This is a genomic window from Halomonas sp. N3-2A, from assembly GCF_002216165.1.
Lineage (GTDB): Bacteria > Pseudomonadota > Gammaproteobacteria > Pseudomonadales > Halomonadaceae > Vreelandella.
Window position 1 is genome coordinate 1,610,381 of the sequence record NZ_CP022286.1, and the last position, 16,065, is coordinate 1,626,445.

General features: G+C 55.6%; 13 protein-coding genes. 6 read left to right on the plus strand and 7 right to left on the minus strand.

Annotated features, from left to right (window positions below):
* Positions 1-8: 8 nt before the first annotated feature.
* The 3 genes from narJ to CEK60_RS07635 are packed head-to-tail and all read right to left on the minus strand — an operon-like array spanning position 9 to position 6,200.
* Positions 9-821, minus strand: coding sequence for a nitrate reductase molybdenum cofactor assembly chaperone (gene narJ, locus CEK60_RS07625; protein WP_089038513.1), 813 nt, complete (start codon positions 819-821; stop codon positions 9-11).
* Entirely contained in the window at positions 814-2,376 is a 1,563-nt protein-coding gene (narH, locus tag CEK60_RS07630; protein ID WP_089038514.1) for a nitrate reductase subunit beta, read from the minus strand. The genes narJ and narH overlap by 8 nt, the downstream gene beginning before the upstream one ends.
* Positions 2,373-6,200, minus strand: coding sequence for a nitrate reductase subunit alpha (locus CEK60_RS07635; protein WP_089038515.1), 3,828 nt, complete (start codon positions 6,198-6,200; stop codon positions 2,373-2,375). Before CEK60_RS07635 ends, narH begins: the two co-directional genes overlap by 4 nt.
* Before the next feature lie 311 nt (positions 6,201-6,511).
* On the opposite strand from CEK60_RS07635, the gene CEK60_RS07640 reads away from it, so the two are divergent.
* Positions 6,512-6,958, plus strand: a complete 447-nt coding sequence (locus CEK60_RS07640; protein WP_089038516.1) for an Rrf2 family transcriptional regulator — start codon at positions 6,512-6,514, stop codon at positions 6,956-6,958.
* Positions 6,959-6,964: 6 nt separating this feature from the next.
* On the opposite strand, the gene CEK60_RS07645 is transcribed toward CEK60_RS07640, so the two are convergent.
* The gene (locus CEK60_RS07645; RefSeq protein ID WP_089038517.1) at positions 6,965-8,176 is read right to left on the minus strand and encodes an NnrS family protein; all 1,212 of its coding nucleotides are present in this window, start codon (positions 8,174-8,176) and stop codon (positions 6,965-6,967) included.
* Positions 8,177-8,334: 158 nt separating this feature from the next.
* Here CEK60_RS07645 and hmpA point away from each other — a divergent pair, with 158 nt between their 5' ends.
* A complete protein-coding gene (gene hmpA / locus CEK60_RS07650) occupies positions 8,335-9,507 on the plus strand; it encodes an NO-inducible flavohemoprotein (protein WP_089038518.1) in 1,173 nt (390 codons plus the stop codon).
* Between the two features lie 116 nt (positions 9,508-9,623).
* Positions 9,624-9,974 (plus strand): DUF488 domain-containing protein, encoded by a 351-nt coding sequence (locus tag CEK60_RS07655; RefSeq protein ID WP_089038519.1) that lies wholly within the window; start codon positions 9,624-9,626, stop codon positions 9,972-9,974.
* Here CEK60_RS07655 and CEK60_RS07660 read toward each other — a convergent pair whose 3' ends face one another.
* The 3 genes from CEK60_RS07660 to CEK60_RS07670 form a co-directional block, all read right to left on the minus strand.
* Entirely contained in the window at positions 9,975-10,361 is a 387-nt protein-coding gene (locus CEK60_RS07660; protein ID WP_089038520.1) for a SirB2 family protein, read from the minus strand.
* Positions 10,362-10,372: 11 nt separating this feature from the next.
* Positions 10,373-10,780, minus strand: coding sequence for a ribonucleotide reductase subunit alpha (locus tag CEK60_RS07665; protein ID WP_232471484.1), 408 nt, complete (start codon positions 10,778-10,780; stop codon positions 10,373-10,375).
* 70 nt (positions 10,781-10,850) lie between these two features.
* On the minus strand, positions 10,851-11,420 hold the full coding sequence (locus CEK60_RS07670) for a hypothetical protein (protein WP_232471485.1): 570 nt from the start codon (positions 11,418-11,420) through the stop codon (positions 10,851-10,853).
* Between the two features lie 177 nt (positions 11,421-11,597).
* Between CEK60_RS07670 and CEK60_RS07675 the strand changes: the two genes are divergently transcribed.
* The 3 genes from CEK60_RS07675 to CEK60_RS07685 all read left to right on the plus strand — a co-directional run bounded on the left by CEK60_RS07675 (position 11,598) and on the right by CEK60_RS07685 (position 15,995).
* On the plus strand, positions 11,598-13,496 hold the full coding sequence (locus tag CEK60_RS07675) for a type IV pili methyl-accepting chemotaxis transducer N-terminal domain-containing protein (protein WP_089038522.1): 1,899 nt from the start codon (positions 11,598-11,600) through the stop codon (positions 13,494-13,496).
* The gene (narL, locus tag CEK60_RS07680) at positions 13,496-14,164 is read left to right on the plus strand and encodes a two-component system response regulator NarL (protein WP_083023291.1); all 669 of its coding nucleotides are present in this window, start codon (positions 13,496-13,498) and stop codon (positions 14,162-14,164) included. The genes CEK60_RS07675 and narL overlap by 1 nt, the downstream gene beginning before the upstream one ends.
* Positions 14,165-14,402: 238 nt before the next feature.
* Complete coding sequence (locus CEK60_RS07685) at positions 14,403-15,995, plus strand: antiporter (protein WP_089038523.1); 1,593 nt, start codon at positions 14,403-14,405, stop codon at positions 15,993-15,995.
* Positions 15,996-16,065 lie beyond the last annotated feature (70 nt).

A 16,065-nucleotide genomic window follows, 5' to 3' on the forward strand; every position in this document is an offset into this window, starting at 1 on the left:
TTCTCCTATTAACGATCGGCGGAAGGAGCGGAAGAGGCATTTAAAGACGGAGCAGGCATAATGCGTACCGGCTGGCTCTGAACGGTGTGTTTGCGCTCGGCCAAGCGACGCCCTTCGGCAGACTGCAACGCACAGTCTTCGTCAGAGGTCGCTGAGAAACGCACCGCTTCTTCTTCCCATACGGCGTCTAGTGCTTCGGGGGTGTTGTCCGGCGCTTCTTTTTTGACCTGGGGCCGATGCTCCTCGACATCACCCTCGGCGCCGATCAACGCCAGCAGTGACAGCGGTACCAGCGCGTGATCCGCTCCCCGCTCCTCTAGCCGTGCCGTCAGCAACGCCAGGATATGGCGTATTTCGCCCAGCCAGCGGCCAATTTCGGCTTCGTCGCACATTGAAAGGTATTCAAGAAATACCGGTAGATGATCGGGCAGTTCACGGGCATCTAGCTCAAAACCGGCCGCGCTGTACTCGGCCATAAGATCCACCATGGCCTGACCACGATCGCGTGATTCACCGTGAACGTGTTCGAATAGCAGCAGTGACGTAGCCCGCCCCTTATCGAACATGGCGACGTATTCAGCCTGCAGCTCAAGCAGGTCGCCCTCTTGGAGACGCTGACACCACGCCATTAGCGACGATTTGAGAGCCGCCCCCAGGCGGCGCTCGGCATTGAGAATTTCGATGAGCTCGCCGCTGGCATCCTGCAGTTCCTGGGTCGGGTAATCGAGCAGGCGGGCCAGTACGCGTAGGCTACGCATACCCTGTAGCGGTTCGAGCGACGGCTCTACCGGGATCGGCGATTGGGTAGCGGCTTCAGTCATGACGAGACTCCTCAAGTTGTGGCTGCGGGTCGAAGACCTCTACCGGTTTCACCAACACGCTGGTCTGCTTACGGCCATTAAACAGGTTGGGCTGGCTCTCACCATGGCAGCCATCACCAAAGGTAAAGCCGCATCCTCCCCGTTCCGGGAAGGCTTCGGTGGCCATTTCCCGATGGCTGGTGGGGATCACAAAACGATCCTCATAGTTGGCAATGGCTAGGTAGCGGTACATCTCCTCTACCTGAGCGACGCTCAGACCCACGGCATCGAGCACGTCGGCGTTGGGTGAACCCTCTACGTGCTTGCCGCGCATATAGACCCGCATCGCCATTAAGCGCTTGAGTGCCAACACCACGGGCTCCTCTTCACCAGCAGTCAACAGGTTAGCTAGGTACTTCACCGGGATACGCAGCGATTCAATCTTGGGCAGGATGCCGTCGAACTCGACATGCCCCGCCTCAGCGGCGGATTGAATCGGCGACAGCGGCGGCACGTACCACACCATCGGCAGCGTGCGGTATTCCGGGTGCAGCGGCAGCGCCAACCCCCAGTCGATAGCCATCTTGTAGACCGGTGAGGCCTGGGCGGCTTTGATGACGTTATCCTGGATGCCATCCCGCTTGGCCTGGGCAATCACTTCCGGATCGTTGGGATCGAGGAAAATCTCGCACTGGCGGTGGTAGAGGTCACGCTCGTCAGGGGAGCTTGCCACTTCCTCGATACGGTCAGCGTCATACAGCAGCACGCCGAGATAGCGGATGCGGCCCACACAAGTTTCGGAACAGATAGTCGGTTGACCGGCCTCAATACGCGGGTAGCAGAAAATACACTTCTCGGACTTACCGCTTTTCCAGTTGTAGTAGATCTTCTTGTAGGGGCAGCCGGAGATACACATCCGCCAGCCACGGCACTTGTCCTGGTCGATTAGAACGATGCCGTCCTCTTCCCGCTTGTAGATCGCACCACTGGGGCAAGCCGCTACACAGGTGGGGTTCAAGCAATGCTCGCACAGGCGCGGCAGATACATCATGAAGGTGTTTTCGAACTGGCCGTAAATATCTGCCTGCACCTTGTCGAAGTTGGCATCTTTGCGCCGCTTGGCGAACTCGGTGCCGAGGATCTCTTCCCAGTTCGGGCCCCATTCGATCTTTTTCATACGCTGACCGGAAATCAGCGAGCGCGGACGTGCCACCGGCTGGTGCTCGCCGATCTTGGCGGTATGCAGATGTTGGTAGTCAAACGTGAACGGCTCATAGTAGTCATCCATTTCGGGCAGATCGGGGTTGGCGAAGATGTTCGCCAGCACCCGCCATTTGCCACCAATACGCGGTTCAATGCGACCGTCGTTACGGCGCATCCAGCCACCCTTCCACTTGGCCTGATTCTCCCACTCCTTGGGATAGCCGATACCGGGCTTGGTCTCGACATTGTTGAACCAGGCGTACTCCATACCTTCGCGACTGGTCCAGACATTTTTGCAGGTCACCGAACAGGTGTGGCAACCAATGCACTTATCAAGGTTGAGAACCATGCCTACCTGGGAACGAATTTTCATTTCACGGCCTCCTGAGCACTGTTCTTGAGAGCACTGTTCTTAAGAGCCACGTTCTCCTGAACACTGTCATTGCCTTCACCATCCAGCCAGTCAACGTGTTTCATCTTGCGCACTAACACGAACTCATCGCGGTTTGAGCCGACGGTGCCGTAGTAATTAAAACTGTAAGAGAGCTGCGCGTAGCCGCCGATCATATGGGTTGGCTTGGGGCAGACACGGGTGACCGAGTTGTGAATACCGCCCCGCGTGCCGGTGACCTCAGAGCCAGGGACGTTCACGTTGCGCTCCTGGGCGTGGTACATCATCACCATGCCCGCCTTGACCCGCTGGCTGACCACTGCCCGCGCGGCAATCGAGCCGTTGGCGTTGTAGACCTCGATCCAGTCGTTGTCCTCGATCTCGATCTCAACCGCATCTGCCTCGGAGAGCCATACCACCGGGCCGCCTCGGTTGAGCGTCAACATCAGCAGGTTGTCCGAGTAAGTGGAGTGGATGCCCCACTTCTGGTGCGGCGTGAGGAAGTTCAGCGCCTTGCTCTTGAAGCCGTTGTCGGCGGGAAGCTGAAAGCCTTTGGCCGCCTTGGTATCGATGGGCGGACGATAGACCAGCAGGCTTTCGCCGAACGCACGCATCCAGGCATGATCCTGATAGAACTGCTGACGGCCACTCACGGTGCGCCATGGAATCAGCTCGTGAACGTTGGTGTAACCGGCGTTATAGGAGACGTGCTCATCCTCAAGGCCGGACCAAGTTGGGCTGGAGATAATCTTGCGCGGCTGAGCGACGACATCGCGGAAGCGGATCTTCTCCTCCTGCTTGGGCCTCGCCAGGTGGGTATGGTCGCGTCCGGTAATCTTGGAGAGTGCATCCCACGCTTTTACTGCCACGGCGCCGTTGGTTTCCGGTGCCAGGGTCAGAATCATCTCGGCGGCATCGATAGCGCTGTCGATCAACGGGCGCCCTTTATGCGGGCCATCCAGCTTGCGATGGTTGAGTTTGCCCAGCAGCTCGACTTCCGCATCGGTATTCCAACCGATGCCCTTGCCGCCGTTACCGATGCTTTCCAGCAACGGCCCTACGGAGGTGAAGCGCTCATAGGTTTCGGGATAGTTGCGTTTGACCTCAATCAGCGACGGCATGGTCTTGCCGGGAATCGGCGCGCATTCGCCCTTCTTCCAATCCATCACCGCCGGCTGGGCTAATTCTCCTGGCGAGTCGTGCTGCATCGGCAGCGTGACCAGGTCGGTCTCTTCGCCCAGGTGGCCTACACACACTTTGGAAAACGCCTTGGCAATACCCTTGTAAATATCCCAGTCGCTACGCGATTCCCAGGCAGGGTCGGTGGCGGCAGTCAAGGGGTGAATAAAGGGGTGCATGTCAGAAGTGTTAAGGTCGTCCTTCTCATACCAGGTCGCTGTAGGCAGCACGATATCCGAGTAAAGGCAGGTGGTGGACATACGGAAATCCAGCGTCACCAGCAGGTCGAGCTTGCCTTCCGGCGCCTCGTCACGCCATACCACTTCTTCGGGCTTCTGGCCGCCGAAGTCGCCCAGATCTTTACCCTGAATACCGTGGCGAGTACCCAGCAGGTACTTGAGCATGTACTCATGGCCCTTACCGGAGCTACCCAGCAGGTTGGAGCGCCAGATGAACATATTGCGTGGGAAGTTCTCTGGCGCATCCGGGTCTTCCGCGGCAAAGCGCAGTTCACCGCTCTTGAGCTGCTGAACCGCATAATCGGCTGTCGACATACTCGCGGCTTCGGCTTTTTTCGCTAGGCGTAGCGGGTTAGTGTCCAGTTGTGGTGCTGACGGCAGCCAGCCCATGCGCTCAGCGCGCACGTTAAAGTCGATCAGGCTGCCGGGGTAATCCTCGGCCTTGGCCAACGGCGAAAGAATTTCTTTAATCTCGAGCTTCTCGTAGCGCCACTGGGAGGAGTGACTATAGAAGAAGGAAGTAGAGTTCATATGGCGCGGCGGGCGCTGCCAGTCGAGGCCAAAGGCCAAAGGCGTCCAGCCAGTCTGCGGACGCAGTTTTTCCTGACCAACATAGTGGGCCCAGCCGCCACCGCTCTGACCGATACAGCCACACATGACCAGCATGTTAATCAGGCCGCGGTAGTTCATGTCCATGTGGTACCAGTGGTTCATACCGGCACCAACGATGATCATGCTACGGCCGTTGGTTTTATGGGCGTTATCGGCAAATTCACGGGCAATGCGGGTGCACTGCTCTGCAGGGACACCGGTGATGTTCTCCTGCCACGCGGGGGTATAGGGGCGAATCTGATCAAACGAGGTCGCGCCATCATCTTCGCCGTCGCCAACAAAGCCACGGTCGATACCGTAGTTGGCACACATCAGATCAAAAACGGTGACCGCCAGCATTTCGCTGCCATCGGCTCTCTTTAAGCGTTTGGCGGGCAAATTGTGGAACAGTAGGTCATCGGCGGCGCCAACACCGGCTCCTTTTACGTGCTCAAAGTGTTCGTGTTCGATACCACCAAAGTAAGGAAACGCAACGCGCGCGACGCTATCGTGGTGGTTGACCAAACTGAGCAACGGCTTGATCTCGGTGCCTGCGGCGTCCAGCGACTCCAGATTCCACTTGCCCACTTCATCACCGGTTTCGCCCCAGCGGAAACCGATGGAACCGCGCGGCACCACCAACTGGTCGCGGGTTTCGTCCCAGGCGACGGTTTTCCACTCGGGATTGTTTTCCTGGCCCAGGGCAGCATCAAAATCACTGGCTCGCAGTTGGCGACCCGGTGCGAAGCTGCCATCTTCACGCGCTTCCAGTTCCACCAGGAACGGCATGTCGGTATAGCGGCGCACATAGTCCGTGAAGTAAGCACTCGGGTTATCGAGGTGGAACTCTTTGAGGATGACATGGCCCATGGCCATCGCCAGGGCGGCATCGGTACCCTGCTTGGCGGACAGCCATTCGTCGGTCAGTTTGGAAACTTCGGCATAATCCGGAGTGATCGAAACCGTCTTGGTACCCTTGTAGCGCACTTCGGTAAAGAAGTGGGCATCCGGGGTACGCGTTTGAGGCACGTTAGAGCCCCAGGCAATAATGTAGCCGGAGTTGTACCAGTCAGCGGATTCAGGTACGTCGGTCTGCTCACCCCAGGTCATTGGCGAGGCCGGCGGCAAGTCACAGTACCAATCGTAGAAGCTCATGCAGACGCCGCCAATCAGCGACAGGTAGCGGCTACCCGCGGCGTAGCTGACCATCGACATGGCAGGAATCGGCGAAAAGCCAAGGATACGATCAGGGCCGTACTGCTTAGCGGTGTAAACGTTAGAGGCAGCGACCAGCTCGTTGAGCTCATCCCAGTTACCGCGCACGAAGCCGCCCATGCCGCGGGCACGCTTGTACTGTTTAGTCTTGGCAGGGTCTTCAACAATCGACGCCCAGGCGTCGACCGGGTCTGGGTTAGCCTTCAGCGCTTCACGCCATAGCGCCAGCAACGGCTTACGAATCAACGGGTATTTGAGGCGATTGGCGCTGTACAGATACCAGGAGTAACTGGCGCCACGCGGGCAGCCACGCGGTTCATGATTAGGCAGGTCGGGCCGGGTACGAGGGTAATCTGTCTGCTGGGTTTCCCAGGTAACTAAACCGTTCTTAACGTAGATCTTCCAGCTACAAGAGCCGGTGCAGTTCACCCCATGGGTGCTGCGTACCACTTTGTCGTGCTGCCAGCGGGCACGATAACTATCTTCCCACTGGCGGGATTCGCTGCGTAGCTCACCGTGTTCGTTGGCAAAAGGCTCACGGGACTTGCGGAAGAAATTCAGCCGATCTATGAAGTGACTCATGGTCGATCTCCAGGCTCCTCGGAAATTTGCGTACCCGCCAGGCGGGCTCCATGGAGTGGATTCTGCGTGATCGACAAGCGAATTACTGCGTGATTACCTCCATATACACCCTATCTACCCCTAAGGTGATAGAGCGGCCAACGTAAAGGAATAGACGGTTGGCGCTGTTGAAATTAAACCGTGCTTGAATGCTTGCTGTAGCGAAGCGGAATATGCTCGCAGGCCTTCAACTACGTTTACATTGCAACTCACTTAACATTCATACAACATGCTTTTTATAGCTGGATTACTCTCGGAGCAAAGCACACTCCATGCACCTCACCCGATTCACTGATTATTCGATACGCGTCTTGATCTTTCTTGCTACCAAGGGAGAGGAGCGCTCTACGATTCACGAGATTGCCGAGACCTTTAATATCTCACGCAATCATTTGATGAAAATCGTTCAAGAGCTAAGTCAAAAGAACTACGTTACCGCTATTCGTGGCAAGAATGGCGGCTTACTACTGACACGGGACCCCGCAACCATTGGGTTAGGCGAGCTAGTACGCGAGATGGAGCATGACATGGCGTTAGTGGAGTGCTTTCATAGCGACAACGCTTGCATCATTACGCCGGCATGTCGCCTTCAACCGATTCTTAATGATGCACTGTCAGCATTTCTAAGTGTACTCGACCACTACACATTGGCCGACCTGCTGGGCAGCCAACAATCTCAACTGGCGCAACTTATGCGCATTCCTACCGTCAGCGCATAGCACTCCCTAGCCATCCTGCCCGTCAACACGCGCCTGCATCAACGGCCAAGTGTAGTGCGCGAGAAATATTGCGTAGGCTAAGCACCAAAAGATGATGCTCAGCGTATAGGTCCAGTGGGTAATCTGGGGAAATAACGCCAAAACGGGTGAGCGCACTAAGGCGGCTATTAGCATTAAGCCCAGCGCCACACCAATACCAGGCAATGTGCGTATGGGACGCCCCGTATGGCCTAGCGAAACCCTGGCCATCATGGCAAGCATCATGGTGCCCATGCCGCCAATGGTCAGGGCGTGCACGGCAAGTTCAACGCGCATCAGCCCCATGAGTGCCAAGACCCACATAATAAGCCCTAGTGGAATGCAGGCGTAGCTGCCGTGCAGCCCCCAAAGTAAAGGTTCACGCCAGCTATGCAGCCCACCCCAACGCGCCATGCGAACAGTGTTGGCCAACGCCGCTAAGAGCATCACTCCCCCCATTAAAACAGCAGGAATGGCAACTCCCAACATGGTGACCAGCTGCAGCACGACGACGCCAGCCGTACTCACCAGCGTCACTCCTTCGAGTAAAGCAATAGGTTCAGGTTTGGTGCGTCCTAAACGATTGGCGGTAAACATGGCAATTACGCGCCCACCCACTACGGTCATCATCAGTGTGATTAACAGTACGGCTAAGTAGGCGGCTTGGCGGATCAGCTCGGCATCACCCTGCATGACTCCTAAGTGCATCGCCAGATTAGCCGTGGCAAACAGCAACAGCACAGGTACAAAGATCAAGTTGCGCCAACGCTTTGCGGTGATAACTAGACGCGCCATAACCATAGCGACAATTGGCAGAAACGCTAGGTCAACCGCCAGCAGCAGCCACTCCGGCAGCCCCATGGGGAAAGCCATCAGCCCCCTACCCAATAGCCATAGCACCACCAGACCCAGCAGCGGCCCGCCGTTTAAACTCGGCAACCCTGTCCAGTTACGCACAGCGGTTAGTAAAAATCCCGCTACCACCGCCGCGGCAAAGCCAAACAACATTTCATGCTGATGCCAGAACACCAAACCGCCATAAGGTCGCAGCAAAATAGTGCCGTGCCAGAAGGCCAACCACACCAAAAGGGACGCCACACTAAACAGCGCGGCCAGCAGAAAGAAAGGCCTAAAAGCCAAGCGCATTAAGGGTAAATGCTCAAGCTTAGAAGCAGGCTGGGATGAGGTGGTCGTTGGCATGGCGTAATCCCGACTAATTTACTTGGAAATATGAGTGTGCGCCTAGCCACCAACAAAGACCATGACATGCATCAAAAATACATCTTATGGCTAGCATTTAAAGGCCTGTGGATTTAAGATGCATCTCTAATACATCTTAAAGTATCGAGGTAGTAACAGTGCTAACACATGAGCAGGAAAAGCTGATTAACGCGACAGCCCCCATCGTGGCCGAACACCTGAATGCGATTACCCAACGCTTCTATCCACTGATGTTCACCCGCTATCCAGAGGTTAAGCCCCTCTTTAATGAGGTACACCAGCAAAGCGGTGGTCAGCCCCGCGCACTGGCCAACGCCGTGTTGGCCTATGTTCAATTGCGCAGCAACCCTGCTCAGGCGCGCGCAACCCTTGATGTCGTGGTTAGCAAACACATCTCGCTAGGCATTCTTCCCGAACAGTATCCAATTGTCGGTGAATGCCTACTGGCGGCGATTGGCGAGGTGCTGGGAGAAGCTGTCACCCCGGAAATTGCCGATGCGTGGGGCGCTCTATATAACGAACTTGCCGCCCTGTTGATCGACCTGGAAGATCAGCGCTATCGAGAGTTTGAACAGCGCCCAGGCGGATGGCGTGGCACACGCCGTTTCAAGATTGCCAGTACCCAGCAGGAAAGTGCTTTAATTCGATCGTTTATCCTTGAACCCGAGGATGGTGGTCGGGTGGCTGACCATGAGCCAGGTCAGTATATCGGTGTACGTCTAACCATTAATGGCGAGCTGGTTTATCGGCATTACAGCCTCTCAGACACGCCGAATGGTCAAAGCTATCGAATCTCGATCAAACGCGAAGAACAGGGCCAAGTCAGCCGCCACTTCCACGATGCCTTACAACCGGGCGACACCTTGGAACTATTACCACCAGCAGGTGACCTCACGCTGATTGAAGGTGACGAACCTCTGCTGCTTGCCAGCGGCGGCGTTGGGCAAACGCCCCTGCTCCCCATGGCAAGACATGCCTTGTCCCTTGGGCGGCAAGTCATCTATCTACACGCTGCCCTGGATGCCGAACATCAGGCCTTTAAAGGTGAATTAGACGCACTGAAGAGCGAGTATCCTCAACGCCTTAAGGCTGTCCGCATTCATGAGCGCGGCAATGAAGCCGAACATATTGGTCGTATCGACCGCAGCTTATTAGCTCACTACCTGCCTGATCTTAAGGCACGCTGCTATTTCGTCGGCCCTCAAGGATTTATGACAGCGATTAACAGCGCTTTGTCCGAACTGGGGGTTGACGAAGATCGCCGACACTTTGAGCACTTTGGCCCCTCACGCCCACTCGACGCAGCTTAATAATGGCCGGTAAGGGCCACCTAGTTCTTGGCTACCTATTAAAGGCAGGGGGTCCTATGAACCCCTGCTCAACTTTACTAGGCTTAAACAGAGGCCAAAGTAATACGGAGGTGGCTATGGAAATCGAATTAAAGCGTGCCTACGACTCACCACACAACAAGGATGGTTATCGTGTTCTCGTCGATGGTATCTGGCCACGCGGGGTGTCCAAGGAGGATGCTAAAATTAATGAGTGGCGTAAGGAAATTGCACCGAGCAGCGAGCTTCGCAAAGCGTTTCATAATGGTTCACTCGATTGGAATGACTTCCGTCGACGCTATCTCAAAGAATTAACGTCCTGTCGCGAGACTCTTCGTGACCTTGCACAACGTGCCAGGAAAGAGCGAGTTACTCTGGTGTTCGCCTCCAAGGAGGAGCGCCACAACAATGCCGAAGTACTTCGCCAATACTTAAGAATGCTGAAATAATCAGGCCAACCAGGATAGCGGGCTGTGGTGAATAGCGGCCCCCACCATATAGGCGAAGATAACCACCGCCACTACCGCGGCTAGGGCTCGTACCGCTGGCGTCGCCCCACGTTTAATCGCAATGGTGCCAATACCGATATAGGCCAGCAGTGCTAATAGCTTGGCGCCAAGCCAGGGAAGCTGCCAGGGCCATACGGAAAGCAATACCATTAAAGTCACCCCCAGCCCCAACAGAGCCGTATCAATAAGATGAGGCAATACCTTGGCCCAACGGGCGTTGAGTCGCGGACTTTCCTGCACCGACCACCAGGCGCGCACTACGAAGAGCGTGATGCTCAGCGCAGCGGCCGTCATGTGCAGGTGCTTGATAAGGAAATAGTGCTCCATGGTAACCGTCCCTAGCCGACGTTAACCGCATTGCCGTGATGATCGAAGGCAAGATAGGCGGTGATACTACCCATTTGCAGCGACTCCATCATACGCTGGAGTTGCCGTTCAACCTCGGCATCATCTTTTGGGTCGTCCATGGCAGCGCTGAAAACTAGATCCCATTCGATCTCGGTACGGCGTGACTCCTCGACCAACGCCGCCATACTGGTCAATTCCTGCGTCGACTTATCTACGCAGACTACCGGCACCAACACACCCCCTTCACCCTGCTCGAAGCGACGGCGCTGTTCAGCATCGGGGAAATCGGGCAGCTCTGCGCGCACGAACACAAACAGCAGGCGCTGGGGCTTAGGTTGTTTACGTGCTTCCCGCAGTAAATCGGCAAACGTCGCTATAGTCATAAAATCGGTGGTCATAAAATGAGCCCTATCGCTAGTAGTTAAGAATCAGTCGGCAAGAATGAACAAGTCAGGCTAATAGGCGGCATCACTCGGGTGACGCTACGAAAAGCCACAGCAGCAGCATTACCATAAACAGAGGGATCAGCAGGCTAAGTGGCGCCGCCCGCCAACCATAGGCTTGGACGACCAGAGGTGCTATTCGCAGGGAAAGCCCGACGCCTGCCGCTAACACCAGAAAAAGGACGACACAAAGACACACCCAGCGGCCAGGCATCCAGCCTTGGGCGTGGGCGATGCCGGTGGCAATCACCGCCCCTCCCAGCCCAAGCCCAGCCCCCACCAACAAAAACTCCCACGGCTGGCTAGCCATTCCAAACCCGCCCAGCGCCAACGCTAGCCCCAATAATAGCCACTGCATCACGCGGCAGGTGTCGCCCCGTTTGGCGATATACCAGGCTGGCCACGCCAATAACACACCACACATCAACGGTAACAACACATAGACAGGCTGCTTTGCGAGCAGGCCATAAAGTGTCCAGCTCGCCACCGCTAAAGCGCTTGCCAACGGCATTAGCAGCATGGCTACCAGCAACTGATAACCATTTACTGGCTGTGTGGATGTCTCCAACGTGGGAGGCGGCACAGATGATGGCATGGCGTTTCCCAGCGAGGGTATAAAGACATCGGAAGACATGCCAGAATTGTCGGTAAATACTGGGCGTAGGTCAAAAAGGCATCGGAGGTAGGCTGGCTAACCCCAAAGGAATAGCCCTCGTATCGAAATGCAGACAGTGCCACACTCTCTTACCTCTTTCGCGCTATCGGAAATGCCATGAAATTACTTCAGCGCTCCCTGGTTGCTCGCATCATTGCGTCCCTGCTTGCCATTAGCGGGATGGCACTCATCAGTATCACCCTGACCATGGCAATGTCTAACAGCAGTCGTGGCGATGCGGCTGCCATTAATGTCGCTGGCTCATTACGCATGAATGCCTATCAGATTATGGGAGCCTTGCAACGCCTGGAGTATGCTCCAGAGGAGACAAGCGCAGAACAGCTCGAAGGACTGATTTCGAGCTTCGATCAACGTTTGTATGGCACAACGCTACAACAAACGATCCCCATTGATGATCGTCATGAGCGCCGCCGTCAACTGGAAAAACTTCAGAACTACTGGCAGCACTCGCTGCGCCCAGCACTGGAGGCTCCGGCCGCTGCCACGGCGCTAGACCTCGCTACGCTAGAAATGATGATCGTTGAGATGGTCAGTGACATTGAAGTGCTAGTGACCTATCTGGAGCAGAGCACCGAAGCTAAGGTGCGGCTACTGGGGGTGATGCAACTGCTTTTTCTGGTACTGATCGCTATTGTGGTTTCGATAGCCCTTTACGATGTTCGCCATAACCTGGTAGTGCCGCTGCGCCAACTGATGGTGCTTGCCCGCGAGGCGGCGCAGCGTAATTTCAAGCCACGTTCAGAGCTACGCGGCAGTGATGAGCTGGCTTTGCTGGGCCACACCTTTAATAAGATGTCTGCCGAGCTGGCCACCAGCTACGCCGCATTAGAAGACAAGGTATCGCGCAAGAAACAGGAACTTGAGCGCAGCAATCAGGCGCTGCGAGTCATGCATGATGCTAGCCGTTCGCTGTATGGCGGCGGTAACGACCTTTGCTCTAGCGCAGCACCTATGCTGCGCGAACTGGAAAAGCTGCTGGATATCGGGCCGATTCGGCTTTCCCTAAACGACCCTTTCGACCAACGGGAAATGCCGGTTTTAGAAACCCACTCGCGTACCCGGCCAGAGTATTGCCGTGACCAGGAGTGCCACGCCTGCCTGATTGATCCTCGCCCCTTGGAGGTGCTGTCCAATAACCAGTCACAGTGCTTACTGCTACCGATTAGCGTCGGTGACACGCTGCTTGGCACCCTGGAAGTGTGGTATCACCAGGAGCGGCTCAACGATAGCACCCGCCGGTTACTCACCATGTTAGCCGACCAGCTCGCCACGGCAGTGTACCTGCAACGGCGTATCGAGGAGCAGCAGCACGTCACGCTGATCAACGAGCGGACCATCATTGCCCGCGAACTTCACGACTCGCTAGCCCAATCGCTCTCTTATCTAAAGATGCAGGTTGCGCGACTCGAACGTATGCAGCAAAAAGACGCCTCTCGAGAGATGCAGTCTGCGGTATTCGACGAGCTGCGTACCGGTTTAAACAGTGCCTATCGTCAACTGCGTGAACTGCTTACTACCTTCCGGCTCAAACTAGAGGGGCCAGGGCTGCAATTTGCCTTACGCCAAACCATCGAAGAGTTTAGCCAGCGAATGGAGATAACAGTCGAGCTTGACTACGATGTGCCGCCTTATCTACTTAACCCCAATGAAGAAATTCACGTGCTGCAGATCATTCGCGAGGCGCTGGCCAATACCCACAAGCACGCCCAAGCCCACTGGGCTGGAGTCACTGTGCGCTTTGCCGATGCTCGACTGCTAGTGCGTATTGAAGATGATGGCATAGGCCTGGAAGACGATAGCTCGCCACCCATGCACTACGGTTTGGTGATCATACGCGACCGAACTACTACCCTGAACGGGGAGCTGAGTATCACCAATCGCCCCGCAGGGGGGGCCAGCATTGAGATAGTCTTCACCCCGTTGACCGCTCGCTTAATTCAGCAGCAGCCTGTAACGGCTGCCTCAGACTCTCACTTAGGTACAGGGGCTTCTTAATGACGCTGACCACCGCCAACGATACACCCGCCAGCCTGATGATTATTGATGACCACCCACTACTGCGGCGTGGCGTGATACAGCTGCTTGAACTAGAGGACGATCTTGAACTGGTTGGCGAGACGGGCGACCCTGAAGAGGGCATTGCACTGGCTCTTAAACTGGAGCCTGACTTGGTTTTACTGGATTTAAACATGCCGGGCGTTAATGGCTTAGAAGCCTTGCGCCGCCTACGGGAAGCCAACTATAGCGGCCGTGTGGTGATGTTCACTGTTTCCGACCATGAGGATGATGTGGTCGCAGCGCTGCGCAACGGTGCCGACGGTTATCTGCTAAAGGATATGGAGCCTGAAGACATGGTGCGCCAGCTGCGTCAGGCTGCTTTGGGACGCATGGTCATCAGCGAAAGTCTAACCGCCCTACTCGCTGAAGCGCTGCGTAATCAGCGCAATGCCCCCACCACTCCGGATATTCATAGCCTAACCCAGCGTGAGCGCGAAATTCTGCAACAGCTGGCTGGCGGGCTCTCCAACAAGCTCATCGCGCGCAAGCTGGATATTACCGAAGGCACGGTCAAGGTTCACGTCAAGCATCTGCTCAAAAAGCTCAACTTACGCTCGCGTGTCGAAGCCGCCGTCTGGGCAGTCCAGGAAGGTATCGATCACTAGTCGGTTCTGTGTGGTTACCTCCAAAGACTCCCAGAGTACTTTTGCTCTGACCCGCCTTTACCCCCTGTCGATTTTTTCTCTTTAAAATCAATCAACCCAGGTTTTTCAGCGACTACCTCTCAATAGGTATGTCGCTGTTTTTCATGTTATTTTCACCTATTTCCCAATTTCTTCCTCCAGCGTATCTTGCTTGCTAACTGCTAGATGCAGAAAGGTTCGATGCCAAGGGGAAATCGCCATGAGCAAGAGAAATGCCGACATTGAGAAATGGAATGTCGAAGACGCCCAATTCTGGGAACAGGAAGGCAAGCACATTGCCAACCGCAACCTATGGATATCCATTCCCAGCCTGCTGATGGGATTCGCTGTCTGGATGATGTGGGGAATGATTACCACCCAGATGCAGAACCTGGGTTTTTCGTTCACGGTTAACCAACTATTTTCACTAACAGCGCTTGCCGGTCTAGCAGGTGCCACACTGCGCATCCCAGCATCGTTCATGATCCGCATCGCTGGCGGGCGTAACACTATCTTCCTGACCACCGCGCTATTGATGATCCCCGCTGCCGGCACTGGTATCGCCTTGATGAACCCAGGCACGCCGTTTTGGGTATTCCAGGCGTTGGCGCTACTTTCCGGTATCGGTGGCGGTAACTTCGCTTGTTCAATGAGCAACATTTCCACTTTTTATCCCAGCAAACAGCAAGGTTACGCCCTGGGCATGAATGCAGGCCTGGGTAATTTCGGCGTCACTACCATGCAGATTGTCATCCCACTGGTAATGACCGTCGGCATTTTTGGCGCTATGGCCGGTTCGCCAATGGAATTGCAAAGCGCTAGCGGTACGTTGATTGGTCGGATCGAAGCAGGGACCGACACCTGGATCCAGAATGCTGGCTTTATTTGGCTCGTATTCCTGATCCCATTAGCGTTCGCCGGTTGGTTCGGCATGAACAATCTCCGCACTATTACGCCCAACCCTGGTTCGCCGCTGGCGGCTTTCAGCAAAATATTGGGCCTCTACGGCGTCGGCATGGTAACTGCCATCGTCGGTATGTTAGCGCTCGGCTGGCTTAATATGTGGATTGCCCTACCGCTAACCATTGTTCTGACCCTGGTGTTGTTGCGTCTGATTCCTGGCGACATCAAGCCCAATATCCAGAAGCAGTTCGCGATATTTTCCAATAAGCACACCTGGTCAATGACCATTCTCTATATCCTGACCTTCGGCTCCTTTATTGGCTTCTCTGCAGCACTGCCGCTCTCTATCAACGTCATCTTCGGCAACATGATGGAAGCGACTGCCGATGGCACGCTGATTCGCGTGGCCAACCCAGAGGCGCCCAGCGCTTTAACCTGGGCCTGGATAGGCCCCTTCGTGGGCGCTCTGATTCGTCCGCTGGGCGGATGGATCTCCGACAAAGTGGGCGGCTCCATCGTTACCCAAATAATCTCTGCGGTCATGGTGGTCGCCTCTGTCGCCACTGGCTACGTGATGATGCAGGCCTATAACGCCACCGATCCTAATCAATTCTTCTGGCTATTCCTGCTGCTATTCATCGTGTTATTCGCCGCCAGTGGTATCGGCAACGGCTCTACCTTCCGCAGCATCGGGGTGATTTTCGACCAGCAGCAGAAAGGCCCGGTTCTTGGCTGGACCTCTGCCGTCGCTGCCTATGGCGCCTTCATCGCCCCGCGGGTAATGGGCGAGCAAATCCAGGCCGGCACACCAGAACTTGCCATGTATGGCTTTGCGGTCTTCTACACCATCTGCCTGGTCATCAACTGGTGGTTCTATCTACGCAAGAGTGCCTACGTTAAGAACCCGTGAGCTAGGTTAACAACTCCTAAATATAGCTTGCTTCTTTACGCCCGGAGCCAAGCGCCGGGTCTTTTCCCCC

Excerpts from the sequence above, each read along its gene's own strand:
- CEK60_RS07665 (WP_232471484.1), bottom strand. The coding sequence starts at position 10,780 with ATGACCACCGATTTTATGACTATAGCGACGTTTGCCGATTTACTGCGG.
- narL (WP_083023291.1), top strand. The coding sequence starts at position 13,496 with ATGACGCTGACCACCGCCAACGATACACCCGCCAGCCTGATGATTATT.
- CEK60_RS07675 (WP_089038522.1), top strand. The coding sequence starts at position 11,598 with ATGAAATTACTTCAGCGCTCCCTGGTTGCTCGCATCATTGCGTCCCTG.
- CEK60_RS07655 (WP_089038519.1), top strand. The coding sequence starts at position 9,624 with ATGGAAATCGAATTAAAGCGTGCCTACGACTCACCACACAACAAGGAT.
- narH (WP_089038514.1), bottom strand. The coding sequence starts at position 2,376 with ATGAAAATTCGTTCCCAGGTAGGCATGGTTCTCAACCTTGATAAGTGC.
- CEK60_RS07640 (WP_089038516.1), top strand. The coding sequence starts at position 6,512 with ATGCACCTCACCCGATTCACTGATTATTCGATACGCGTCTTGATCTTT.
- CEK60_RS07670 (WP_232471485.1), bottom strand. The coding sequence starts at position 11,420 with ATGCCATCATCTGTGCCGCCTCCCACGTTGGAGACATCCACACAGCCA.
- CEK60_RS07635 (WP_089038515.1), bottom strand. The coding sequence starts at position 6,200 with ATGAGTCACTTCATAGATCGGCTGAATTTCTTCCGCAAGTCCCGTGAG.
- CEK60_RS07645 (WP_089038517.1), bottom strand. The coding sequence starts at position 8,176 with ATGCCAACGACCACCTCATCCCAGCCTGCTTCTAAGCTTGAGCATTTA.
- CEK60_RS07685 (WP_089038523.1), top strand. The coding sequence starts at position 14,403 with ATGAGCAAGAGAAATGCCGACATTGAGAAATGGAATGTCGAAGACGCC.
- narJ (WP_089038513.1), bottom strand. The coding sequence starts at position 821 with ATGACTGAAGCCGCTACCCAATCGCCGATCCCGGTAGAGCCGTCGCTC.
- CEK60_RS07660 (WP_089038520.1), bottom strand. The coding sequence starts at position 10,361 with ATGGAGCACTATTTCCTTATCAAGCACCTGCACATGACGGCCGCTGCG.